The 24,479-nt window shown below is 29.3% G+C and carries 23 protein-coding genes; 6 read left to right on the forward strand and 17 right to left on the reverse strand.

The window, feature by feature from the left end; genetic code table 11:
- The first annotated feature begins 96 nt into the window (after positions 1-96).
- Positions 97-1,731: an EAL domain-containing protein gene (locus tag ACZ5RS_RS11345; RefSeq protein ID WP_464635502.1), complete on the forward strand. Its 1,635-nt coding sequence runs from the start codon at positions 97-99 to the stop codon at positions 1,729-1,731.
- Positions 1,732-1,777: 46 nt separating this feature from the next.
- On the opposite strand, the gene ACZ5RS_RS11350 is transcribed toward ACZ5RS_RS11345, so the two are convergent.
- From ACZ5RS_RS11350 to ACZ5RS_RS11415, 14 genes are all read right to left on the reverse strand, one after another.
- Positions 1,778-2,314, reverse strand: coding sequence for a flavin reductase family protein (locus ACZ5RS_RS11350; RefSeq protein WP_464635504.1), 537 nt, complete (start codon positions 2,312-2,314; stop codon positions 1,778-1,780).
- A gap of 78 nt (positions 2,315-2,392) precedes the next feature.
- On the reverse strand, positions 2,393-3,307 hold the full coding sequence (locus tag ACZ5RS_RS11355; protein WP_464635506.1) for a carbohydrate ABC transporter permease: 915 nt from the start codon (positions 3,305-3,307) through the stop codon (positions 2,393-2,395).
- Positions 3,304-4,425: a carbohydrate ABC transporter permease gene (locus ACZ5RS_RS11360; RefSeq protein ID WP_464635508.1), complete on the reverse strand. Its 1,122-nt coding sequence runs from the start codon at positions 4,423-4,425 to the stop codon at positions 3,304-3,306. Before ACZ5RS_RS11360 ends, ACZ5RS_RS11355 begins: the two co-directional genes overlap by 4 nt.
- Positions 4,426-4,481: 56 nt before the next feature.
- Positions 4,482-5,825 carry an ABC transporter substrate-binding protein gene (locus ACZ5RS_RS11365; protein WP_464635510.1) on the reverse strand — a complete coding sequence of 448 codons (1,344 nt, stop codon included), beginning with the start codon at positions 5,823-5,825 and terminating at the stop codon, positions 4,482-4,484.
- A gap of 52 nt (positions 5,826-5,877) precedes the next feature.
- Positions 5,878-6,990, reverse strand: a complete 1,113-nt coding sequence (locus ACZ5RS_RS11370; RefSeq protein ID WP_464635512.1) for an ROK family transcriptional regulator — start codon at positions 6,988-6,990, stop codon at positions 5,878-5,880.
- A gap of 34 nt (positions 6,991-7,024) precedes the next feature.
- Positions 7,025-8,149: a hypothetical protein gene (locus ACZ5RS_RS11375; protein WP_464635514.1), complete on the reverse strand. Its 1,125-nt coding sequence runs from the start codon at positions 8,147-8,149 to the stop codon at positions 7,025-7,027.
- Between the two features lie 307 nt (positions 8,150-8,456).
- Complete coding sequence (locus ACZ5RS_RS11380) at positions 8,457-9,227, reverse strand: nucleoside phosphorylase (RefSeq protein ID WP_464635516.1); 771 nt, start codon at positions 9,225-9,227, stop codon at positions 8,457-8,459.
- Positions 9,202-10,158 (reverse strand): ABC transporter permease, encoded by a 957-nt coding sequence (locus ACZ5RS_RS11385; RefSeq protein ID WP_464635518.1) that lies wholly within the window; start codon positions 10,156-10,158, stop codon positions 9,202-9,204. Before ACZ5RS_RS11385 ends, ACZ5RS_RS11380 begins: the two co-directional genes overlap by 26 nt.
- Positions 10,155-11,237, reverse strand: a complete 1,083-nt coding sequence (locus ACZ5RS_RS11390) for an ABC transporter permease (protein WP_464635520.1) — start codon at positions 11,235-11,237, stop codon at positions 10,155-10,157. The genes ACZ5RS_RS11385 and ACZ5RS_RS11390 overlap by 4 nt, the downstream gene beginning before the upstream one ends.
- Positions 11,227-12,789, reverse strand: a complete 1,563-nt coding sequence (locus tag ACZ5RS_RS11395) for an ABC transporter ATP-binding protein (RefSeq protein WP_464635522.1) — start codon at positions 12,787-12,789, stop codon at positions 11,227-11,229. The genes ACZ5RS_RS11390 and ACZ5RS_RS11395 overlap by 11 nt, the downstream gene beginning before the upstream one ends.
- A gap of 79 nt (positions 12,790-12,868) precedes the next feature.
- A complete protein-coding gene (locus ACZ5RS_RS11400) occupies positions 12,869-13,975 on the reverse strand; it encodes a BMP family ABC transporter substrate-binding protein (RefSeq protein WP_464635524.1) in 1,107 nt (368 codons plus the stop codon).
- Between the two features lie 33 nt (positions 13,976-14,008).
- A complete protein-coding gene (locus tag ACZ5RS_RS11405) occupies positions 14,009-14,767 on the reverse strand; it encodes a winged helix-turn-helix domain-containing protein (protein WP_464635526.1) in 759 nt (252 codons plus the stop codon).
- 2 nt (positions 14,768-14,769) lie between these two features.
- The gene (locus ACZ5RS_RS11410; RefSeq protein ID WP_464635528.1) at positions 14,770-15,471 is read right to left on the reverse strand and encodes a phosphorylase family protein; all 702 of its coding nucleotides are present in this window, start codon (positions 15,469-15,471) and stop codon (positions 14,770-14,772) included.
- Positions 15,461-16,225: a nucleoside phosphorylase gene (locus ACZ5RS_RS11415; protein ID WP_464635530.1), complete on the reverse strand. Its 765-nt coding sequence runs from the start codon at positions 16,223-16,225 to the stop codon at positions 15,461-15,463. Before ACZ5RS_RS11415 ends, ACZ5RS_RS11410 begins: the two co-directional genes overlap by 11 nt.
- 144 nt (positions 16,226-16,369) lie before the next feature.
- Between ACZ5RS_RS11415 and ACZ5RS_RS11420 the strand changes: the two genes are divergently transcribed.
- The 5 genes from ACZ5RS_RS11420 (at position 16,370) to ACZ5RS_RS11440 (ending at position 21,594) form a co-directional block, all read left to right on the forward strand.
- Positions 16,370-17,314, forward strand: coding sequence for a nucleoside hydrolase (locus ACZ5RS_RS11420; protein ID WP_464635532.1), 945 nt, complete (start codon positions 16,370-16,372; stop codon positions 17,312-17,314).
- Between the two features lie 92 nt (positions 17,315-17,406).
- Positions 17,407-17,913 (forward strand): tRNA (cytidine(34)-2'-O)-methyltransferase, encoded by a 507-nt coding sequence (locus ACZ5RS_RS11425; protein ID WP_464635534.1) that lies wholly within the window; start codon positions 17,407-17,409, stop codon positions 17,911-17,913.
- Positions 17,914-17,964: 51 nt separating this feature from the next.
- Positions 17,965-18,777 (forward strand): pyrroline-5-carboxylate reductase, encoded by an 813-nt coding sequence (gene proC / locus ACZ5RS_RS11430; RefSeq protein ID WP_464635536.1) that lies wholly within the window; start codon positions 17,965-17,967, stop codon positions 18,775-18,777.
- A 72-nt stretch (positions 18,778-18,849) separates the two neighbouring features.
- Positions 18,850-20,130: a serine--tRNA ligase gene (serS, locus tag ACZ5RS_RS11435; RefSeq protein ID WP_464635538.1), complete on the forward strand. Its 1,281-nt coding sequence runs from the start codon at positions 18,850-18,852 to the stop codon at positions 20,128-20,130.
- Positions 20,131-20,139: 9 nt separating this feature from the next.
- A complete protein-coding gene (locus ACZ5RS_RS11440; RefSeq protein WP_464635540.1) occupies positions 20,140-21,594 on the forward strand; it encodes a nicotinate phosphoribosyltransferase in 1,455 nt (484 codons plus the stop codon).
- 21 nt (positions 21,595-21,615) lie between these two features.
- On the opposite strand, the gene ACZ5RS_RS11445 is transcribed toward ACZ5RS_RS11440, so the two are convergent.
- The 3 genes from ACZ5RS_RS11445 to proB all read right to left on the reverse strand — a co-directional run bounded on the left by ACZ5RS_RS11445 (position 21,616) and on the right by proB (position 24,479).
- Positions 21,616-22,341 (reverse strand): N-acetylmuramoyl-L-alanine amidase family protein, encoded by a 726-nt coding sequence (locus tag ACZ5RS_RS11445; protein WP_464635542.1) that lies wholly within the window; start codon positions 22,339-22,341, stop codon positions 21,616-21,618.
- 76 nt (positions 22,342-22,417) lie between these two features.
- On the reverse strand, positions 22,418-23,368 hold the full coding sequence (locus ACZ5RS_RS11450; RefSeq protein WP_464635544.1) for a hypothetical protein: 951 nt from the start codon (positions 23,366-23,368) through the stop codon (positions 22,418-22,420).
- The gene (proB, locus tag ACZ5RS_RS11455; protein ID WP_464635546.1) at positions 23,355-24,479 is read right to left on the reverse strand and encodes a glutamate 5-kinase; all 1,125 of its coding nucleotides are present in this window, start codon (positions 24,477-24,479) and stop codon (positions 23,355-23,357) included. Before proB ends, ACZ5RS_RS11450 begins: the two co-directional genes overlap by 14 nt.

The following is a 24,479-nucleotide window of genomic DNA, read 5'->3' on the forward strand; positions in this document are numbered from 1 at the left end:
ACATTTAAAATTCATTATGATAGTTTATAACATGAATACTATCAAATTTGTATAATTAATATTTTTTTTATTAAAAATATTATTAGGGAGTCAATTTTGGAATCCTACAAAAATAAACAAATTTTAAATAATTTTTTTAAACTAGCAATTATAATTTTGCTTTGTATCATTATAAGCTTTTTAGTATATAAAAGTGGTGGAACATCCGGCTCTTGGGCACAACTAAACTTCATACCAATAATTTTAGCTGCTTTTTTCTGGAAAGAAATTGGTGGAATATCATTTGCTGTTATTTTAGGACTAATAAATGGGCCTTTAATGCCATTAAATAGATTCACGGGAGAATATCAATCATTAAGTAATTGGCTTTTTAGAATATTAATTTATATAATAATAGCTACAATCACCGCTTCAATAATTAGAAAGAATGAAAAATATGATAAAATAATTAAAGATAATTATTTAAAAAGCCATATAAATGGATTATATAACGCGAATAAATTATTCATTGATCTTGATAAGTTTACAGAACAAGATATTAAATTCCATTTAATTTATATTAACATTACGAATTTAAATGATATAAGCAAATATGTTGATTTTAAAATTGTTGATGAAATTAATTCTTATATTGTTAAAACAATTTCTACTACATTTAATAATAAAACCATCTACTCCGTTTCTGCTAATGAATATATGCTAATAATTCAAGAACCAAATGAACAAATTTTATTTAATCAAATGCAAAGTTATATAAACGACTTCATTCAATCAATAAAAGTTAATGATTATTGTTTTAAACTAATTGTTAAGATGGGCATATTAAAAAATGATAAAGAAAATTTTTCATCTATTGATTTATTCAATAAAGTAAGGATTGCTGCCGATCAAGGACATCAACTAAAATCTGGAGTTTTTTACTTTGATAAGAAATTTGAAGAGGAAAGAAAACTATATAATGAAATTTCAGGATCCCTTTATCAAGCTATAAAAAACAATGAATTATTTTTAGTTTACCAACCTGTAATAGATATAATAAATAATAAAATCTATAAAACTGAAGTATTAGTTAGATGGGATAGAGGGAAAAGAAAATACATAGGTCCTAATATCTTTGTAAAAATTGCTGAAGAAATTGGTTTAATAAACTTATTAACAAAATGGGTCGAGGAACATGCAGTTAAAACATACTTAACTTGGAAAGAAGAAGGTGTTGATATTAAACAATCTGTTAATGTTTCTTCATCTGAGTTGTTAGATGAAGCTTATAGAAATTGGACAAATAATCTTTTTGCTCAAAATAATTTAGAATGTGAAGGATTTGGAATAGAGATTACTGAAAGAGTCTTATCAGAAGATAATGTTAAATTGAAAAAAATCTTAACAGACTTACAGGATGAAGGTTATTTAATTGAAATAGATGATTTTGGCACAGGATACAATTCCTTAATGTTCTTAGGAGAAATTCCATCTGATATAATAAAAATTGATAAATACTTTATTGATAGAATTAATATAAAAGATGTTAGAATTATAATTAGCAATATTATTGATGCAGTCCATAAAACTGGAGCTACTGTTATTGCTGAAGGCGTTGAAACAAAAGAACAATATATGACCTTAAAAGATATGGGATGTGATATGATTCAAGGATACTATTTTAGCAAACCTCTTTTATCAAAAGATTTTATTGAATACTACAAAACTTTCGATATTAATAAATACTTATAAAAATATCCTAGAATCAAAAAAGTATCTCAATTCTAGGATATGTTTCTTATTCAACAATATATGCTTTTACAATTTCACCATAATAAACATAATGATAATCTTTATTAGATCCATTATTAAAACTATCAACATCTTGTGGATAGAATGTTTTATTATTGTATTCACTAATAGCATTTTTATCTTGTTTCTTAGAATAAATAACTTTACATTCCAAAGTTAAAGGAATCTCTTTAATAGCTGGAACATCAACTAAATCTCCATCAATTAAAGTTAAATCCAAATCTTTAATTTTATCACAATCTCTACCAGATTTTCTTCCGCAATATCCTAGGATTTTTTTATTAAAGTCTCCTAAAGGAACATTGATAGTAAATTCAGGGTTTTTATCTAACAATTCTTTTGTAAATCTATGTTCTCTAACATAAGCACAAAATATTGGTTTATTCCATTCAATACCTAAAGTCCCCCAACCTATTGTCATTGAATTAACTTTATCTCCACTTTTGGTAGTTAATAAAATTCCACCGGGTAAAGCACTCATAATTTGATTAGCATAATCAAAAGCATTAATTTCTTTTTTCATTTTTTACCTCGAAAAGTATTTTATCAAATAATAACTATAAATAAAACAAACAACAAGTAATTTGTACAATACTAACAATTAACCCTTTAAGGCTCCTTCTCCAATACTTTCAGTAATTTGACGTCTAAATATCATATAGAATAATAACATTGGTAATAAACCAATAACTAAAGCAGCAAATTGTTTACCATAATCAGTCGCAAAAGTTCCTGAGAATTTATAAATACCTAAAGGAAGGGATTGCAAATTCAATTTTGACACAAGAATATTTATCAAAGCAAATTCATTCCATATTTGTGGTATTTTCAATAAGAAAATTGTAATCATAATCGGTTTTGTCATTGGAAGAATTATTGTAAAGAATATTCTTTTATAGGATGCCCCATCTATTCTACTAGCTTCAACCATTTCTGTTGGGATTCCCTTAATATATTCATAGCTTAAATATATTCCTATTGGTAAAATTGAACCAATATAAACAAGAACTACACCAAACCTTGAATTATAAAATAAATGAAAATCGCTCGCTTTACAAATTCTTAAAGTTTCAAAAAGTTGACCTAGGGCCATATCAATTTGGGATGCTTGAATAAAAATTGGAACCATTAAGGTTTGCATAGACAAGAGTATTCCAAGAAGCAATATAGAATAAATTGGTTTTGTGGCTTTTGATTTTATTTTTGCAAATCCAAATCCAGTCATTAAAGATAGGATTGTAGCTATCCCAACTGAAAAACAAGTATAAATAACTGAGTTAACAAAAAGTATACTAAAATGCCCTATTTCCCAAGCTCCCTTGTAGTTGGTTGTTATCCATTTATTGGGTAGTCCTACCATATCAGTTTGAAATTCTATAGTTGATTTAAAAGAGTTTATAATTAACCATACTAGAGGAGCAATAGCCATAAAAGCAAATAAGAACATAATAAAATATGCAAAAAACTTTCCTAATTTACCCCAAAAACCAGTAACATTATTTGTTTTTACACTCATCTTCTTTCCTCCACTTTCTTTTGAACTGACTTAGTAATTTGAATTAAAATAAGACTAAAAACTACCATCATAATAGAAATAGCATTTGATAGTGGATAATTTGGTGTTCCGGTAAAAGCTTTTTCATACATATAAATTGATAATACTTGTGTAATCCTAGCAGGGCCACCACCGGTCATAGCATAAATCAAATCAAAAGTGCTAAGAGAGCCAGAAATACATAATATTGCAGAGTTTATTATAACACCAGATAATTCTGGTAAAATTATATGTCTTAATATTGTACTTTCTTTTGCACCATCAATTTGAGCTGACTCTAAAGTTTGAGGATCTATTTTTTGCATGTTTGCCAAAAATAGAATCAAATACATACCTGTCCAACACCACAAAGTAACAAATAATATTGGCAACATTGAAACACCTTTTTCATTCAAAAAAGAAGCTGACCATTTAGGACATAATAGATTACATAACAAAGTGCTTAGCTCATCTATATTGTTAGTACCAGGAGCATTAAAAAATGTTGTTAAAACACTTGTAGGATCTCCCAATAAAGCAGCAGCTTGTGGATTTATATTTATCAAATCTTTAATTAATGAAGAATTTACAATTAATACTCCATTTGTATCTAAATGATTATTTAATATTGCTATTATTTCTTTAGTAAATCCAGAAGAATTAATATTATTAATTATTTGTGAAACAGGACCATAAGGGGAAAATATAAGATTCCACATTATACCTATTACAATTACGGATATAACTGATGGAACATATAAAACACCTTGCCAAAACTCACCACCTTTAACAGTTTTTCTATATATTAAATATGCTAATACCATACCTAATGGTAACTGCCCAAAAACAGAAATTAAAACAAGATAAATATTATTTAATAAGGCATTCCAAAAATAAGAATCAGCAAATAAATATTTATAATTTTGAAATCCAGTTATTTTCCAACCACTTCCACCAAACATTTTTCCACCTGAAAAATTGCTTAATGATAAAATTAAAGACAATAAAATTGGAAAAGCCATAACAAAGATGAAAATTACAAAGGAAGGTATTACAAAGTATCTATATGCTTTTTTCTCTTCTTTTTCTTTATTTAACATTTTTTTCTCCTAGCAAAATAAACCCGACGCAAAGGCACCGGGTTTATTTTTAAGCTTTATTTTGCAGCAATAAAGCTATCCATTGCTTCTTGAATTTCACTAGCAGCTTCATAAGGGGTCTTGGAACCCATTCCAATTTCTTGAAGTACTTTATTCAATACAGTATAAACTGATGGATCTAATGCTGAATCTAATACATAGCAAGTGCTATCTGATTGAGCATAATAAGCCATCATTTTCTTAATAATTGGTTCAACATTATCAGATGAAACATCTTTTCTAGTTGGAACATATCTTCCAATATCTAGATATTGTTGTTGAACTTCTGAAGAATAAAGGTATTTTACTAATTTAACTGCAGCAGCTTCTTGTTCACTACCTTCTGGAATTGAAGAAGATATTCCAAAACCACAACCTAATGTTGATGAAACTGTGCCAGGATAGTTTTCACCAGGTAATGCTGGGAATGGAATTAAAATAAGATCTGTTTTTTGTTTTTCAGGTGATATTAAAGATTCTCCAGTAGTTGGATTTGTTAAGAAAGCAGATTGTTTCCAATCCCCATCAACAAAGAATGCAGCTTTGCCACTTGCAAAAATACCAGGAGCCTCTCCATATGCTATCTGGATTGTATTCTTTGAAATAACACCATCATCATACATAGTTTTAACCATATTTAATGCTTCAATAAATTCAGGGTCTGTAAATTTAACTTTGCCAGCAATAGCATCATCAAACCATTGTGTACCTAAATAACGTCCAGCAATTGTTGAGAATAAACAAGATTGCATTACCCAATCATCCTTATTAGCCATTAATACAGTTTGAATACCATGGGCTTTTAAGATAGGAACCATTGCTTTTAATTCTTCATAAGTTGTTGGTACATCTAGTCCTAAACTATCTAATAAACCTTTATTTGTGTAAACAACAGTAGAATAACAGATAGATTGTGGAAGTTCAGCAAGATATCCACCACCTTGGGTTTTTACATTCAAAGCTGTAGGTACAAAATTTGATAAAAATTCTTCACCAAGAAGTGGTTCTAAATCTTTAACTAACTTATTTTGATGTAAAGCTGCTGATCTTCCTGAAGGATACATATACATAACATCAGGTAAATTACCACTTGCTATATATGCAGAAACTTTTTGGTGAAATGCTTCATTACATAGATCTTCAGTAATAAGTTCAATATCTGGATTTTGATCTCTAAAATTTTGCCAGATTTGTCTTTCTTTCTCATAACCAGGTTCAGTAGTATCATAATAATTTAATACCTTTAATGTAATCTGATCATCTGAAACAGTTGATTTCTCTTCTACGCCTTGTGCAAAACAAGTAGCGACAACTAATTCTAGAGCAACTAGTGAGAAAAGAATACGTTTTATCTTTTTCATTTTAAGCCTCCTCAAAAATGATTCACTATTTTAAAAGGAGAGAGAATTAAAATTAGAGTGGTAATTTCTTATCTAAAAATAAGTCATTCACTAATTTTCCAGCTGCACCACAGGCAACTGTTTTAGGACCATGAGAAGAATATCTTACGTTTATTGGGCGTTCTATTGGAAATTGCCAATTATCCTTAATAGCTTTTTCAACTTCAAAGCAAATATCTGAACCTGTACCCTCAATATCACCACCAATTACTATTTCATTAATATCTAAGACATTTACAAAGAAACCAATATTTTTTGAAATTTCTTCAACAACCTGTTTCATTAATTTAGGATTTTTTAATAAATTATCCAAATTAAATTCTTCTTGGGATAGTTGTTTAAAATAATCTTTTTTATTACAAAAAATACTCTTAAATTCACCAGCAAAAGAATTGCTACCATAATGAATTTTGCCATCAATGACAATTCCAAGACCTATACCAATTCTTCCATGATTGGAATCTGAATAAAGTGAATGTTTAAATTCTATAAATAAAAATATTAAATTTTCTGGACTATTTTTTAAATATTCTCTAAAAACTAATTCTGTTATAGCACAACAATTTGAGTTGTTTTCAATAGAAACTGGAACAGGTATGCTATTTCTTATTTTTTCAATAATTCTATTTGGTTTTTCAATTTCCAATGGAACTGAATAAATTATTGTTCCATCAGTATGATCAATAAGACCACCAACACCAATTCCTATTCCTAAAAAAGAACCTGGAAATTTCTTTAATTTTTCCAAATATTTCCAATAAAGCATTTCAATTATAGGTTTTATATTTTCTTGAGTAATAACTTCATTTTTTTCTTCTGATAAAAGTATCTTGCCAGCAAAATCTACAACAACAACTTTATAAGAATGGTGTTGTAGTGCTACACCCATTATATAGCCAAAGCTTCCATCTACCTCAAGCATTATAGGTCGTCTTCCAACTCCTTGTGGAGAACCATCATAATTACTCTTTTCAATTACTATATTATTTTCTAGCATTTTATTGGTTATAACTGAAACTGTAGATTTATCAATATTTAGCTTCTTAGCAATTTGAGCCCTACTTTGCCCAGAATTTAACCAAATTTCATATAGTATTTTGTAATTTGAAGGTAGATTATTATCCATATTATAAAATTAAAACACTTTTAACTGTAATTTGTCAATTAAAATAATTCATGGTTTTTTGCCACACATCAATTAGAGATTTAAATGTCTCGATTTTCCCCTCAATAATTTCTTTTCTCTCTTCTACAGCCTCCTTAGCATTATCCAAAAAACCTAGAAACTCTTGGCGATTATTATCTTCAAAAACTAGTGCTGCATCTATACTAGAGTTTACAGCTTTCTTTTCTAAATCATCACCAGTAAAATATCCAAAGAAACTTCCAAGTTCTTTTTTGTCTATGTTAAAAATTCTTGCCTTCTCTCTTACATAACGAAATCTAATTATATCTTGTCTTTGACGACTCCAATATTTTTGATTTCTTTCTGGAGGGAGATGGATTAATACAAAATCAGGATCAAAAAACATTTTATAACCGCAGTATTTACAATTAAGTACATAATCATCATCTTCACCACGGGTACCAAAAGGATCAAAGGGAACAGTAGAAAAAACTTCTCTATCAAGAACCATATTACCACCAAAAGCAATTGGTGTGGAATATAGCATTTGTGATGAGTTTAACATTGAATTTACTTCTTCATTAAATAATTTATCTTTAGGCCAAGATAATAAACTATCGTGAGCTTGGCCTTCATAAATCTTTCTTCCAAGTGAATCCTCAACACAACCTGTTTTAGCTAAAATTTTTTCTCCATTATACTCATTTCCTACATGTTTTAATGCTTTTTCAATATAATCTGAATATAAAACTTCATCATCATCAATCATGATTGCTCTTTGATACCCATTGATTTGAGCGTAAGCAAGACCTAAATTTCTTACTCCTCCATAGCAATATGTATCAACAAGACAAAGTGATTTATCATCCATACCTGCTTTCTTCAATTTTTTTAGCATATCATTATATGTGGGAACATCAATAACACTAATATTTAAATTAGAGACCTTATTAACAATACCCCAAACTTTATCAGAGATTTCTTTTGAACATGGAACTGGAATAATTACTACTTCTTCTTTTATTCCAATTTCACTTAAGTTTTCTAAAGTTCTTAAAAGTGTTCCTTCTTCTTCGATTGGAAAAGGATGATCAAACACTTTCCAGCTTTCAATAGTATTTGTGCTCCAATAAGTTGGAATAATCAAGCAACTAGACATATTAAACTCCCAATAATTAATTGAAATTATCAACAAATTAATTATCCAACAGATTTTATATTTTGTCAATATATTATTTATTTCCTTATATATTCAAGAATTATTGAATTTAATACAATTTTTACCATTTTCAATTATTTAAATAATGGGAAAAATAATTAGTTTAATATTTCAACTAAAAAGACAAAAAATAAAAAATCTCACACCTTAACAAACATTAAAAGTAATGAATGTTAAAGAATGAGAGTAAATAAAAAAGTTGTTGCAATAACTATTTTATAAGTTAAAACAACAACTTAAATTTGTATTATTTAGAAGTATTTTTACCTTTTTCAAAATTATAAATTGCCTCAAGTACTACTTGAATTTCATCTTCCCAACCTTGAGCTAATTTAGTATTAGCATTTTCATAAATAACATTATCTTCAACTAAATTGCCACTAACAGCACAAATCATAGCACCTCTTACTTTTCTTTTATGGCAAATTGTAAAAAGTGCTGAACTTTCCATTTCAACATTTAAACAACCTAATTTATGAAGTGATTCAATCCATTCTGGAGTCTCCCCATAAAAAGCATCATCACTTGCATTTATTCCATAATGATATTTAAAGCCACTAGCTTTGCAAGAATCAATCAATTCTCTCGTAAATTCAAAGTCAGGAACTGCAGGAAAACAATCTGGAACATAAAACCTTGAAGTTCCTTCATTTTTCATAGAACCTGTTGATACAATTAAATCTCCAATATCTATCTTTGGTTGTAATGCAGCAGTACTACCAATTCTGATCAAACAGTTTGCACCAATATTTATTAATTCTTCAGCGGCAATTGCTGCAGAAGGACAGCCCATTCCAGTAGAAGTTACTGAGACTTTTACACCTTTATAATAACCAGTATAAGATTTATGCTCTCGATTATTTCCAACTAATTTTGGCTGATCGAGATATTTTGAAACAATATCACTTCTAGCAGGATCTCCTGGTAATAATACATATTCACCAACATCTCCTGGGGATAATCTAATATGATATTGTTTTTTACCAATAGTTTTAGATGTTTTCTCTAATATTTGCATTTGCAACTCCTTTTATTTTTTTAGTTTTAATATGATTTATGTTTATTGCATAAATCACGAGCCCTAAAATTGTAGCTAAATATGGCAACATTTGAACAAATTCTGATGGAATTCTTAATATTTGCATTATGTTTGATAATCCATCAAAGAACGCAAATAATAATGAAGATAACAAGGCACCTAAAGGAGTACATCTACCCATGGCATTAGCAGCTAATGCTATAAAACCACGTCCAGCAACCATGTTTTTAACAAACATATCTAAATATCCCATGGAAAGATACATTCCACCGAAGCTTGCTAAAACCCCGCAAAGCATTATAGATATAAATCTTAATTTATTAACATTTGCACCAACAGATTTAATAGCATTTTCATTTTCTCCTACAGCCCTAATTCTCAAACCTAAAGGAGTTTTATTTAAAAAGACATAAACTACAAATACCATTAATATTGCTATATATGATAAAACGTTATGGCCAGATAATAGGCGCCCTATAACTGGGATTTTATCAATTATTGGTATATTTAGTACTGGGAAAGTTTTGCTTAAAAGTGATGAGGTTGTTCCTTTTTCTCCTGTTAATTGTTCCATAACAAAAACAGTAAATCCACTTGAAAATAGATTAATTGCAGTACCACAAAGCACAGGATTGGCCTTCAAATATAAATGAAAAAATCCAAACAGTGCACTTAAAATTAATCCCATAAGCACACCACTTAGCATACCTATAAACAAACTATTAGAATAAGCAGATCCTATAACACCCATGAGTCCAGCACTTAACATTATGCCCTCTAATCCAAGATTTACGACTCCTGATTTTTCACAGATAACAGCACCTAATGATGTAAAAATTATTGGAGTTGCTACTCGAATCCACATTGCAACAAATTCTAAACTAAAAATACTTGAAAGTAGATCAATCATGCTTTTGCCTCCAATAAACTCTTATTTTCACTAGTTGCATTTTTAACTACTAATGATTGTCTCCATCTTGAGAACAAAGCATTTGCTGCAATCAACAACATCATAACACCTTGTATTACCATAACTATTTCATTGCTAACATCACTACTTCTTGCCATAATTGCAGCACCAACATCTAAATATGCAATAAATAAAGCTGCAATTGGTACCATAATTGGATTTGAATGAGCTAAAAGTGCTACAGCAATACCTGTCCAACCATATCCAGGGGAAGTTGTCCATTTAAATCTGGTATACATTCCAAGCATTTCAACTCCACCACCAGCACCTGCTATGGCTCCAGCTATAATTTGTGCAATAACCATTGAAACGCCAGTTTTAATACCTACATATTTTGCAAAATTACTATTTGAACCAATTACTCTAATTTTAAAACCGAGTCTTGATCTATATAGAATAACCCAAACAAGAGTACAAAATAATAAAGCAATAATTAAACCAAAGTGAACTTTTGTTCCTTTTATTAATAAAGCTAGTTGTGAATTCTCATTGATTTTTAATGAAGCTAAGGAAGAAGCTAAAGGCTCTCTATAATGATAACTAATCATATATATTACAAAAAATTGTATTATATAGTTAAGCATAATTGATGATACAACCTCACTAACATCCCATTTAAATTTTAATAAAGCTGGTATTGAAGAGGCTATGCTTCCTAATACTGCTGCAAATACTATTGCAACAAAAGGTGTTGCAATTGCACCAAAATCAAATGTAGTCCCAATAATAGTTGCACCTAATAAACCAATAAAGAAAGAACCTTCAGAAATCATGGAAAACAATCCACATCTAAAAATTATTATTACGGCTAATGCTGTAAAAATTAAAGGTATTGCTCCTTCTATAATATTTCCAATTCTTCTTAAACTAGTAAAAGGTCCAATAAAAAAATAATAAATAGCATTAAGAGGATCATCACTAGCGAATAATATGATTACAGAAATCATCGCTATTGAGAACAAAATAATTAAAAAGAGCTTTACTGAATCTACTAAAATATTTATTTGCTTAAGCGTCATAACAATTCCTCTCAATCTCTTGTGGGCTCATTTTTTCTATACCTAGCATATACTTACCCAAATCTTCATCACTAGTATTTTTAATATCTTTAATACAAGCTCTTAATGTGCCATCAGCAATAACTAAAATCTTATCTGATATTGATAATAATTCATTTAAATCTGATGAAATTAATAAAATGCCACAATTGTTGGTCGATAGATTTACTAGTTGCTTTCTAATAAACTCTGAGGCTCCTAAATCAACACCTCTTGTTGGTTGATCAGCAATTACTAAATGTGGAGCATTATCAAGTTCTCTAGCTAAAACAACTTTTTGGATATTACCACCAGATAAACTATCTACTGAAACTTCAGGGTTTTTACAAAGAATCTCATATTTTTCTACTAAAGTTTTTCCATATTCATTTATTTCTTTAAGCTTTAATAGCCCAGCCTTGTTTACAAACTTATTATCATCAATCTTATCAGCTATAATATTTTCAGTTATTGATAAACTTCCCGCCATTCCAATAGTCATTCTATCTTCAGGGATATAACTTATTTTATTATTTCTAGCTTGTTTTATATTTTTAAAAGAAACTTCTTGATTATTAATTTTTATAAGGCCACTACTTATTGGTATTTGACCAACAATAGTTTCTACAAGTTGAGATTGTCCATTACCTTCAACACCAGCAATTCCAATTATCTCATTACTATTTAATATAAAACTAATATCATCTACTTTCTTAACGTTTTCTTCATTTATAACTACTAGATTTTTTACTTCTAGTATTGGTGAACCTTTAGATTTTTTACCCTTTTCAATTACAGTAGAAACATTTCTGCCCACCATCAATTTTGATATTTCATCATCATCAATATCACTAAGGTTAAAAGTCCCTTTGTATTCACCTCTTCTTATTACAGAAATTCTTGAGCAAAGCTCTCTTACTTCATTTAACTTATGTGAAATGAATACAACAGTATAACCTTCATCTCTTAATAATTTTAATTCTAAAAATAATTCTTTTGTTTCTTGTGGAGTTAATACTGCAGTAGGTTCATCTAAAATCAATATTTTAGCGCCCCTTAATAAAATTTTTAATATTTCAAGTTTTTGTTTTTGTCCAACAGATAAATCTTTTACTTTTGCAAAAGGATCCATTTCCATATTATATTTTTCCATCAAAGCTCTTACTTGCTTTTCTGCTGATTTATAATCTGTAAAAATACCACCTTTACTTGGTTCTTCACCTAAAATAATATTATCTAAAACAGTTAAAGAGGGAACCAACATAAAATGTTGATGAACCATCCCAATTCCTAACTTAAGGGCATCGGATGGAGAATTTAATTTAACTTTTTGTCCATCAATATAAATCTTACCTTCAGTCGGAATTTCTTCACCAAACAAGATTTTCATTAAAGTTGATTTTCCAGCTCCATTTTCACCAGATAAAGCATGAATTTCTCCATAATTAACTTCGAATTTAATGTTATGATTAGCAACAACTCCATTGGGATATACTTTAGTAATATTATCCATTTTTAATGCTATGTTTGACACAAAAATCTCCTTGGTTAATATATATATGTCACCAGCAAATATATTTCACTGGTGACAAGTTATAAATCTTAACTCTTGGTTAAGGCTTCATTGCATCACGCATTTGTGCAACTTCTTCAGTAGGTCTACCTACAGCTTTTGTTACCTCAATTTCACCACTCGCTACTTTTGCTGCAATATCTTCTAACTGACTTCTAACAGCAGAAGGTACTATAGCATTATAATTATCATTTTTAGCCAAACCAACAGCACCGGATTCAATCCCTAAATTATAAGTTGTACCAAAATCCATAGTTTTATCTCTAATACCTAACATTGCTACTTCTAAAGATTCACCAACGTTCTTTAATGAAGAACTAATTACATTACGTACTTTTTCTGGATCAGAATCTTTAACAGCCAACCAAATGTCTGTATCACAACCAATAAAATATTTATCAACATTGTCTGAAGCTGATACAGCACCTAAAATACTTTGTGAAGCTGGAGCATAAACAATTTGAGCACCTTGGTTGTATAATTGTGTTGTCATTTCCATACATTTTGAAACATCTTCAAAAGAACCAACATAAGATGTTAATAATTTAATTGATGGATCAATGTATTTAATACCTTGAATATAACCAACTAAGAAGTCGTTAATATTTGGAGTATCCATTGAACCTACAAATCCTAATAATTTTTCTGAATTATCAATTTTAGGGTCATCAACACTAAGCATTGAAGCTGCTAAAGCACCAGCCATAAAACCAGTTTGTTCAGACTTATAAGTAATACTCATAACATTAGGTTCATCAATTGAACCATCAAAGAATAAATATTGCTTATCAGGGAATGCTTGTGCTGTTTCTTGAGTTAATTCTAGAACAGACCAAGTACCAGCTGTAATTACATCCCAATCTTGTTCTGAAACATCTAAGAAATAGCTTTCATAACTAGCTTCATTTCTACCCATTTCAACAATTTTAGTATTTGCACCATGTTTTTCTTTCATAGCTGTAAAACCACTAGCTGCAGAATCATAGAAACCTTTATCTCCTAAACTACCATTTACTAGATAAATTGCACTAAATTGATCTGAAGCTGCTTCGTCAGTTGCCTTAGCTTCGCTTTCTTTACTTCCGCTTGCGAATAATAAAGAGCTACATAAAACAAGTGTAAAAAATAAAACAATTTTTCTTTTCATATCGTCCTCCTCAATAGACAAATATTCATAATCTTATTTTCTTAGGATTTTTATCCTAGTCTTCTCATGGGTAAGGTATGTTCTTGCAAAGCAAAAACATTTTTCTTTTTCAAATAAAAATTCTTCTGACAATAATACAGGGGTTTCAATGTAAGTTAATTCACTGTCATTTATTTCATCTGTAATAATGCACAAAGAAGTTTCACTTAAATTTGCTTTCTCATATATATCTTTCGTAACAAAGGCTGTCCAAACTGAATCATTGTCCCAAGCTAATCCCATTTCTTCTACTAAAGAAAAAGGAAATAAAAACATTGATGTTGCAACCCTTTCTTCTTTTAAGAAATAATCAACAATACAGTTTACTATTGGCACTCCGGGTTTTAGTGAAAAAATTCCAGCAAGCCAATTACTTGTGCTAGTTAGATTTCTCTTAACACTTACTTTATCAATATCGAAAGTTTTATAAACAGGATTTGTTAAATCTTGAAAATCATATTGTTTATATTGTGTAGTTTTAGAAATAACAGTTCTTCTACCTTGAACTTTTGAAATAATTCCATCTTCTAATAAGTGATACATAGCTTCACGAATAGTTCCCCTACTTACATTCCAATAAGTTGCAAACTCTTCTTCTGTAGGAATTTTTGTTCCTTCCGGAATATTATCACCTTGGTTATCAATACCTTCATAAATTGCATCATAAACTTTTAAATACAATTTCTGTCTAGTTCCAGAATTTTCTGGTAACTCTTTTGGAAAATCTTCAATAGTCAATGTATCTAAACTCATTATTAATCCTCCTTAATAACCTTAGTTAATGTATCTAAAGCTATCTTAATAATCTTTTCTTCTACCTCTTGGTTTTCACCATATATATCTATTGCATTATCTATATTATTTACACCTAAAATAACGGCTGACTTAATACCTAAATTTGCTGAAACATCAAATAAGGAACCAGCTTCCAAATCAAGACATAAATCTAAATCATTGATGTTTTTATCTGAATTATGAAAATTAATAGGGGTTAATGCAGATCCAACAGAATATTTAACATTTGATTCTTTGCATTGGTCTTCTAAAGCCATTAATAATTCAACATCACAAATTGATGGATATTCTACTAAATTATATTGAAGACTAACTCCATCATAATTTGTAGCATTTTGTACTAAAATAACATCTCCATCTCTAATATCATCTTTTAAAGAATTAGTAGTTCCTACCCTTATTAATACTCTAGCCCCACATTGATATAACTCTTCAACAGCAATAGCATTTGATTCTCCACCATTACCAGTTGAGCAAATACTAATATCTTTAGAATTATATTTTCCGTTTACAGTTTTAAATTCTCTAAAATGAGATAAAACTTTTGCATCATCAAGATATGAAGCAATTTTATCAACCCATTCATAGCTACTTGGTACAATTACGTATTTGTTAATACTATTTTCCTCAATTGCGAGATGCATCATCTTTTTATTTTTCATCTCTATCTTCTCCAATTAACGTACTCATAGCATTTATTCCTACTTCAATAGCTCGCTTTTCCCATCCAAAAGGATAATCTTCAACTACATTTGAATATTCATTAAAATTTGTTGCACAAACGGCAACAGATGCAACTCTAACCTTTTTCTTTGCTCCAATTGCAAAAATTGCAGCTTCTTCCATACTTGTTGTAGTTGCTCCGGCTTTTAAATAACTTTCCCATTTATCTAATATATAAGATGAAACGGCTTTTGCTTTTGGAGATACTTCTGTATAAAAGGAAGCTTTTGTTACAGTTACTCCTGTATCATATTTATATAAAGTCTTTTTTGCTTCATTTACTAGAGTTTTAAAGAAATGAAAATTAGGGACAGTTGAATAATTTATTGGAACATAAGCATTTGATACTGTTTCCATTCGAACTGCACCACTAGCTATTATTACATCACCAATACCACATTTTAATGAAGTTGAAGCACAAGAGCCAATTCTTAAGAAAGTATGAGATCCCTCTGCTATCATTTCTTCTAAAGCGATAGATGCAGAATTCTCTCCAATACCTGTAGAAACAACAGAAACTTTTTCTCCATTTAAAATACCATTGTAGATAGAAAATTCTCTGTGTTTTGCTACACAATGTGAGTCTTTTAATTCATTTGCTATTAACTCAGCTCTTTCAATACTACCAGGAATAAATACATATTTACCTATAGAATTTTCTGCCAAGCATAAAAATGTTGCAGTTTTATCCACTTTTCTCCCCTTATGTCGGTTATTAAAGCATAAAAAATGAACAAGTGCAACAAAAATGTTTAACTTTTTTAAAATTTGTATAGACAAATTTAAAAAATACATACAATAATATAGTAGAACATAACTTATTATAATGGGGATTCTATGAAAAATATAATTTTAGACTTAGATACAGGAATTGATGACAGTTTAGCGCTCGCTTTAGCAGTCGCTGATGAAAATATAAATCTTTTAGCTGTTTGCACAACTTATGGCAATGTTACAACTTATAACAGTTGTTTAAACTCAAGATACATTTTAGATTTGCTTAAGCAAAAAGATATACCTGTATTAAAGGGGTTATCTCATGCTATTGATAAAGATGAATTTATTAGGAACAAAGTAAGTGCTAGAATTCATGGGGAAAATGGACTTGGAAACTTAGAAGTTGATTTAAGCATTTATAAGGATATTGATTTTCCTTTTTTTGAAGAACCATTATTAGATTTAATAAAAAAGTTTGATAATGATTTAACTATAATCACCACTGGGCCTTTAACTAATATGGCTTACATGATTCAAAAACATCCAGATGAAATAAGAAAAGTAAAAGAAATTATAACAATGGGTGGAGCCCTATTATTTAAAGGTAATGTAACATTTGATGCTGAAGCTAATATCCATCAAGACCCAGTAGCAGCTAAAATAGTTTTTGAAAGCAATATTGAAAAAGCTATTGTACCTCTAGATGTAACTCAGAAATCAAGAATCAGTGTTAGTGACATTAATAAATGGGAAGCCCTAAATAAAAAAGAAAGCAATTTCTTTAGTAAAATGTTATATTATTATATTAATGAGAATCCGTGTGAAAATGAATGTTTTGTTCATGATCCATCAGCTGTAATGTTTGCTATTAACCCTTCTCTATTTACTATAGTTAGAAAAGAGATAACAGTTTTATGTAATAAAGAAAATTATGGCAGAATTGTCGGAAATGATAATTTGATTCAAAAGAATAACTCAAGCTCGAAGCTTTGTCTTGATGTTAATGATAAAGTTATTAATCAATACATAAGCAATACAATGCTTAATTTCTTCAAATCTTTATAAAAATCATACACTTAATTGATTAATTTAATTAGCTTGCTTGATATCTCCTAATAATAATGATATTTTTTTATTATATTTTTAGGAGATTTTTTATGGCATTACATTTAGTTCTTTTTGAACCTAGAATACCTCAAAATACAGGAAACATTATTAGAACTTGTGCCGTTATTGGTGCAAAATTAGATTTAGTTTATCCACTCGGGTTTAGTATGGATGAAAAACAAGTAAAAAGAGCTGGTTTAGATTATTTTGATAAAGCTAATATTACAGAATGGAAAAACACAAAAGAGTTTTTGGACGCTAAAAAAGGTGAAAAATTATTCTTTTTCACAACAAAAGCTAGATTATCATATCATCAAGCCTCTTATTCAAATGAGGGAGATACTTATTTGATCTTTGGGCGTGAAGATAAAGGAATTGAAGAGCAAATTCTTGTTGAACACAAAGATGAGTGCGTAAGAATTCCTATGAAAAAAGAATTAAGAAGTTTAAATCTTTCAAACTCTGTTGCAATTGCTGCTTATGAATATTTAAGACAAATTGACTTTGAAGGACTTGAAGAGCAAGGTAATTTACACCGTCTTAGTTGGGATAACTAGAAAATACTTAATTATTAATATACTATTTAAATAATAGTAAGGAGAGTTTCTATGATAGAAATAGGATTTATTGGCCTTGGAAATATGGGTTCATCAATTTTTAGAGCTGTTGCAAAATCTAACAAATTTACATCCATCGGTATCTTTGATACTGATAATTACAAAACTAAATTAATTGAAGATGAATTTAAATCCTCAAAAGTTGAAATAAAAATTTTTACCACACTTGAAGATTTAGTTAAAAACACTAATATAGTCATGCTTTGTGTAAAACCACAAATATTAAGCAAACTATATTCAAATATTCAAAGCTCAAACATAAACGATGTTTTATTTATATCTATTGCTGCAGGAATTAACACTACTACTTTAACTGAAGAATTAAAATCTAATAGAATTGTTAGGGTTATGCCAAATTTAGCAGCAAAATGTAATAAAGCTGTTACTGCTATTTGTAAATCTGCTTCCACAAAAGATGAAGATAAAGAAGTAGCCTTTGAAATAGCAAAGACTTTTGGTAGTGCATTCTTTTTAGATGAAGATAAGTTTAGTGCTTTTATTGGAATTAGTGGCTCTGCTATAGCTTTTGTTTTTGAATTTGCTCATGCTATTGCTTTAGGGGGAACTCATCAAGGAATAAACTACGATACTTCTTTAGAAATTGCCTTTGATACAATGGAAAGTGCAAAAGCTCTTTATGAAGTTGATAAGGAAAATCCTATTAGCTTAATGAGTAAAGTATGCTCTGCTGGTGGAACTACTATTGAAGGTATAAAAACACTAAGTGATAACAAATTCACCAGTGCTGTTATAAATAGTGTAATAAAAACTTCAGAAAGATCTAAAGAATTAGAGAAAAAATAAAAATTTATCTAGTACATTTTTTTCAAACCCATTATTATATATACAAATTAAAAAATCACAAGGAAAAAAGCCATGATTGATTTAAAAGAGCTTAAAAGTCGCAGAGATGAAATTTCATTAAACATTAAAAATAGGTTTATGAAAGTTGATTTAGATAGCATTATTGCTTTACAAGATGAAAGAGCTGAGCTTCTTCACAAAAGTGAAGATCTAAGAAGCCAAAGAAATGCAAATGCTTCCAAAATGAAAGGAAAATTAGATCCAAGTGTTAGAGCAGAACTTATTGAACAAGGTAAAGCTCTAAAAGCAGAAATATCTGAAGTTGAAGAAAAATTAAAAGAAACTTTAGATAAATATAATGCATTAAGTAGAACTATTCCTAACTATGCTCATCCAAGTGCTCCAATCGGGAAAGAAGACAAAGATAATACTGCTATAAAATTCTATGGTGAACCTACAAAATTTGACTTCAAAGCATTAGATCATGTTCAACTAGGTGAAAAACTTGATATTTTAGATTTTGAAAAAGGCACAAAAGTATCTGGACCAAAATTCTATTATGTAAAAAATGAAGGAGTTATTCTTCAAATGGCTCTTGAAAGATTTGCAATAGATATTTTAGTTAAAAAAGGTTTTACACCTTTTATTACTCCAGATATTGCAAAAGAAGAAATTTTAAATGGTATTGGTTTTAATCCAAGAGGAGCTGAAAGCAATATCTACACTATTGAAAATACAGATACCTGCTTAGTTGGTACAGCAGAAATCACTTTAGGTGGTTATTACAGCAATGAAATTTTAAGCAAAGAAGATTTACCTATAAAAATGACTGGTTTATCTCATTGTTTTAGAAGAGAAGCAGGCGGTGCTGGTCAATATTCAAAAGGTTTATATAGAGTACACCAATTCTCAAAATTAGAAATGTTTATTTTATGTTTACCTGAAGATAGTGATAGATTCCATGATGAATTATTATCAATAGAAGAAGAAATCTTCTCAAGCCTTGAAATCCCATATAGAGTTGTTGATACTTGTACTGGGGATTTAGGTGCTCCAGCTTATAGAAAGTTTGATATTGAAGCTTGGATGCCTGGTAGAGGGGATGATGGAGAATATGGAGAAGTAACTTCTACTAGTAACTGTACTGATTATCAATCAAGGTCACTTCAAATTAGATATAAAGATGAAAACAATAACACTCAATATGTTCATATGTTAAATGGAACTGCTGTTGCATTATCAAGAGCTATTGTTGCTGTTATGGAAAATTATCAAAATGAAGATGGTTCAATTTCTATTCCAAAAGCATTAATTCCTTACACTCATTTTGATGTTATTAAACCAAGAAAGTAGGATATTAATATGGAAATAAGTGCTTTAACAACAGATTTTTATGAATTAACTATGATGCAAGGTTTCTTTAAAAACAATTTTAATCCAAAAGTTGTTTTTGATATGTTTTATAGAACAAATCCCTTTAATGGTGGATATGCCCTATTTGCTGGCCTTGACCAATTATTAGAGAAATTAGAAAACTTTAAATTTAGTAATGATGATATTGAATATTTAAAATCATTAAACTCTTTTGAAGATGATTTCTTAGAATATTTAAGAAATTATAAATTTGAAGGTACTCTATATTCAATGGATGAAGGACAAGTAGTATTTGCAGGGGAACCTTTAATTAGAATTCATACAAACTTAATTGATGCTCAATTAATCGAAGGGATGTTATTAAACACAATCAACTTCCAAACTCTTATTGCAACTAAAGCTTCAAGAATGGTATTTGCAAGTAAAGGTTCTAGCATCATGGAATTCGGTCTTAGAAGAGCTCAAGGTGATGATGGGGCTTTAAGTGCATCAAGAGCATCCTTTATTGGTGGTACTAAAGTTACAAGTAATACTCTAGCTGGTAAATTATTTAATATTCCAGTAAGTGGTACTATGGCTCACTCTTGGGTAATGAGTTTTGATAGTGAAGAAGAATCTTTTAGAAAGTTCGCTGAAATTTATCCTGATAATTGTATCTTACTTATTGATACCTATGATACTTTAGGTTCTGGAATTGATAATGCTATTAAAATTGGTCTTGAACAAAAAGCAAAAGGCAAAAAAATGGGCGTTAGGATCGATTCTGGAGACATGAGTTATTTACCTAGAGTTATTAGAGATCGTTTGGATGAAGCCGGATTAGAAGATGCTATTATTGTTGTATCAAACGATATTACTGAAGAAATAATTCAAGCTTTAGTTTCTGAAGAAGTTCCAATTGATATGTGGGGCATTGGTACTCACTTAGTCACAGGTGGTTTCCAATCTTCATTAAATGGAGTTTATAAACTTTGTGCTAAACAAGGTAGTGATGGTAAATATATTCCAACTATGAAAATCTCAAACTCCTTTAGCAAAACTACTAATCCAGCTATTAAACAAGTTTGGAGATTCTACGATGAAAAAATGGGTGCTATTGCTGATTTAATTTCTCTAGATTCTGAAAAAATTGAAAATGGTAAAGATTATACTTTCTATCATCCATTTAGTGAAACAGATTTCTTTAAATTAAAAGGTACTAAATACACAAAAGCAGTTCCCCTATTAAGTAAAAAAATGGAGAATGGTGCAAGATTAGCTCCTATCAAAGATTTAAAAGAATTACAACAATTTGCTCAATCAAATTTAGATATGTTCCACAAATCTTATAAGAGACAAATTAATCCACATATTTATAAAGTAAGTTTATCTAAGAAATTAAAAACATTAAAACGCGATTTAGTTTCTCAAGAAAGAATGAAACTTGATAAAGAAAATAATTAATATTCAAAACGGAGGTAATTTTTATCTCCGTTTTTTTATATATTCAACAATTCCATCAGAAATAGTTTTTGAAATATTATTTAAATAAGCTGAATCTGTTAACAATTTTGCTTCATCTTCATTTGATAAAAAACCTATTTCTATCAAACAGCCTGTAGTTCTACAGACATTTAATACATATAAATCATCACTTTTTATTCCCCTATCTCTTAACTGAGGAAAATCATTTTTAAATGCATTTTCAATTTGTTGTGCTAATTGATAACTAGTTTGATATTGTTGTTCACTTAAAACTTCAAATCTCTCGTTAACGAACAAATCAATATTTTCCACAGGGGTTTCTTCATCAAACAAATCTACTTGCTTTTTTTCAAGCTTAGTAAAGATTTCAAACCCCTTTGCTGAATTACTTGAGGCAGAGTTAGCATGGATAGAGACAAAAATAGATGAAGACTTATCCTTTAGTGGATATTTATATGCAAATTCACTTCTTTCTTGCAAAGTATAATATGTATCATCGTCTCTAATTTGGACTACATCTATATCACTTAATGCTTTATTTAGGTATTTTTCTACACCCAATGCAACTTCAAGAACAATATCTTTTTCTTCTATTAAAGGATTGAAATCATAAGATGCTACAGCCCCACTATCCATTCCTCCATGCCCAGCATCTATAAATACTGTAGAAATAGGATAATCAAAAAAAGCCTTAGCACTAATTATTTGCATGAAAAAAACATTCATAAAAACTAGCAAAAATAATATTTTTACTTTTTTAAAACAATAATTCTTGAAAAACAGATTTCGAAACATAAAAGTATTAGTCTTCATTAGTCTCTATGGATTCTTCTGGAGTATATTTCCAAGTTGATACTAAAGTATTAAAATCTTTTTTAATTAAAATAATAATCTTATTTTTCACTTCATCATTAAAGGTCTTTTTATCAAAATGTCCTCTAAATTTATGAGCAAAATTCTTACCATTAATTGTTTCAACACCTAATACTCTTGTATGAACTTTACTAAGACCTTCAACAGGAGATCTATCTTCAACAATACTCAGTCTATCAGGGAAACTAATTATAAAAGCACTTGTACAACCAATAATATGACCAAATAAATTACATCTAAGACCAAAATCTAAATATTGATAATATTCACTTTTTACTTCAGTATCAAAACCTCTTAAACGCTGGAAGAAAGCCCTATCAAATAACCCAATACCATAAAATGGATAAAGGGTTTGATAAACTTCAGTTGATGCTATATGAGGGAAATATGAAACAGGATCAATTAATGTTCCATCAAGTTTTGGAGCTCTCATTGAAGGAATTATTTCCTTATTGCTATTAGCAATTGCAGGAACTAGTGCAATTGGAGATTCTTTCTTATTTAATAGATCAAAAAGATAAGCTCCTTCAAATCTGATTATTTCAATATCACTTCTAACAACCATAAAAAATGTTGTAAAGCATTCATCAGCAAAGGCATTTGTACATTCACCAAAAGAAGTTATTGATGGGAAAACTATAAAAGTAACATCAGGGAATTCTTCTTTAAAAGATTTAACATCCCCTCTTTCAGCACTTATAACAGCATGCAAGCAGAAATTCATATTCTTTGAGTACCATTTGAGAGATTGCATTAACTGTTCTAAAGTTCCAACATCAATAATTCCAATAGCCAATTGTTCACTTCTATGCAATTGTTCTATTTTTTTACCTACATCTTGTTTTCTATGATAAATTCTATATTTACTAATTTGACTCATTTATAAAAACTAAATCCTCTGGACGGAAAATTACTGTTTTTTTCCCAGGTCCTAATAAATTTTCAATATCGCTACTATTGTGACCACTTATTGCTACAATATCAGTACTATCATAATAAGGTACGGCTTTTGCAAAGGCAAGTCCGTTTTTATCACAAATTTCTATTACATCCCCTGCCTCAAAAACACCAGTAAGTTCAATAATTCCACTTGGTAATAAACTTTTGTTATGCTCAAGTGCTCTTTTTGCACCATCATCTATCAATATTGTACCATTAGTTGAGCTATTAATTATCCACCTTGCGCGTTGACTTTTCTTTTCTTTTGAATGAATAAAAGTTCCAAAATCTTCATTATTAATAATCTTGAGTAGTGCCTTATCATCCATTCCACTAGCAATAACACAACCACAACCAGCTATTGCCGCAATTTTTGCAGCTAATAACTTAGTTCTCATACCACCAGTTGCAAATGTAGAACCTGCCCCTTTTGCATAACCCATGATTTTATCATCAATGGTATCTATTTCATCAATAAATTTTGCATTTTCATTGGTATTAGGATTATCATCATATAAACCTTTGATATCAGTAAGAATTACTAATAACTCAGCATCAATTTTTGATGCAACTAAAGCGCTCATTCTATCATTATCACCAAAGGCTGAACCAATTTCAGCAGTACTTATTGAGTCATTTTCATTAAGAATTGGAACAATACCTAAATCAAGCAAAGTAAAAATACTATTTCTTAAATTAACATAAGTTTTTCTCTTATCTAATTCTTTTCTAGTAATTAATACTTGAGAACAAACTATATCTTCCTCTTTAAAGTATTTTCTATATGTACTCATTAAGATGGGTTGTCCAATTGATGCTAAAGCTTGTCTCATTGCAATATCTTTAACACTTTGTTTTATATGCAATTCTTTAGCACCCATTCCAATAGCACCGGATGTAACTAAAACAACTTGATAACCACGTTTTTTTAGTTCAGCTATTTGATCAACAATAATCTTAATTCTTTTTTCATCAATTTTTGTTTCACTAGATAGTAAATTGGTTCCAACCTTTATTACTACTCTTTTTATATTTGAGAAATCTCTCGACAT

This window comes from Pleomorphochaeta caudata (assembly GCF_055395745.1).

What these genes read in the sequence shown, in the direction of transcription:
- ACZ5RS_RS11360 (WP_464635508.1), bottom strand. Translation starts at nt 4,425, where the DNA reads ATGTTAAATAAAGAAAAAGAAGAGAAAAAAGCATATAGATACTTTGTA.
- serS (WP_464635538.1), top strand. Translation starts at nt 18,850, where the DNA reads ATGATTGATTTAAAAGAGCTTAAAAGTCGCAGAGATGAAATTTCATTA.
- ACZ5RS_RS11380 (WP_464635516.1), bottom strand. Translation starts at nt 9,227, where the DNA reads ATGCAAATATTAGAGAAAACATCTAAAACTATTGGTAAAAAACAATAT.
- ACZ5RS_RS11450 (WP_464635544.1), bottom strand. Translation starts at nt 23,368, where the DNA reads ATGAGTCAAATTAGTAAATATAGAATTTATCATAGAAAACAAGATGTA.
- ACZ5RS_RS11425 (WP_464635534.1), top strand. Translation starts at nt 17,407, where the DNA reads ATGGCATTACATTTAGTTCTTTTTGAACCTAGAATACCTCAAAATACA.
- ACZ5RS_RS11390 (WP_464635520.1), bottom strand. Translation starts at nt 11,237, where the DNA reads ATGACGCTTAAGCAAATAAATATTTTAGTAGATTCAGTAAAGCTCTTT.
- ACZ5RS_RS11355 (WP_464635506.1), bottom strand. Translation starts at nt 3,307, where the DNA reads ATGAGTGTAAAAACAAATAATGTTACTGGTTTTTGGGGTAAATTAGGA.
- ACZ5RS_RS11400 (WP_464635524.1), bottom strand. Translation starts at nt 13,975, where the DNA reads ATGAAAAGAAAAATTGTTTTATTTTTTACACTTGTTTTATGTAGCTCT.
- ACZ5RS_RS11405 (WP_464635526.1), bottom strand. Translation starts at nt 14,767, where the DNA reads ATGAGTTTAGATACATTGACTATTGAAGATTTTCCAAAAGAGTTACCA.
- ACZ5RS_RS11445 (WP_464635542.1), bottom strand. Translation starts at nt 22,341, where the DNA reads ATGAATGTTTTTTTCATGCAAATAATTAGTGCTAAGGCTTTTTTTGAT.
- ACZ5RS_RS11440 (WP_464635540.1), top strand. Translation starts at nt 20,140, where the DNA reads ATGGAAATAAGTGCTTTAACAACAGATTTTTATGAATTAACTATGATG.
- proB (WP_464635546.1), bottom strand. Translation starts at nt 24,479, where the DNA reads ATGTCGAGAGATTTCTCAAATATAAAAAGAGTAGTAATAAAGGTTGGA.
- ACZ5RS_RS11410 (WP_464635528.1), bottom strand. Translation starts at nt 15,471, where the DNA reads ATGAAAAATAAAAAGATGATGCATCTCGCAATTGAGGAAAATAGTATT.
- proC (WP_464635536.1), top strand. Translation starts at nt 17,965, where the DNA reads ATGATAGAAATAGGATTTATTGGCCTTGGAAATATGGGTTCATCAATT.
- ACZ5RS_RS11370 (WP_464635512.1), bottom strand. Translation starts at nt 6,990, where the DNA reads ATGGATAATAATCTACCTTCAAATTACAAAATACTATATGAAATTTGG.
- ACZ5RS_RS11350 (WP_464635504.1), bottom strand. Translation starts at nt 2,314, where the DNA reads ATGAAAAAAGAAATTAATGCTTTTGATTATGCTAATCAAATTATGAGT.
- ACZ5RS_RS11385 (WP_464635518.1), bottom strand. Translation starts at nt 10,158, where the DNA reads ATGATTGATCTACTTTCAAGTATTTTTAGTTTAGAATTTGTTGCAATG.
- ACZ5RS_RS11420 (WP_464635532.1), top strand. Translation starts at nt 16,370, where the DNA reads ATGAAAAATATAATTTTAGACTTAGATACAGGAATTGATGACAGTTTA.
- ACZ5RS_RS11365 (WP_464635510.1), bottom strand. Translation starts at nt 5,825, where the DNA reads ATGAAAAAGATAAAACGTATTCTTTTCTCACTAGTTGCTCTAGAATTA.
- ACZ5RS_RS11375 (WP_464635514.1), bottom strand. Translation starts at nt 8,149, where the DNA reads ATGTCTAGTTGCTTGATTATTCCAACTTATTGGAGCACAAATACTATT.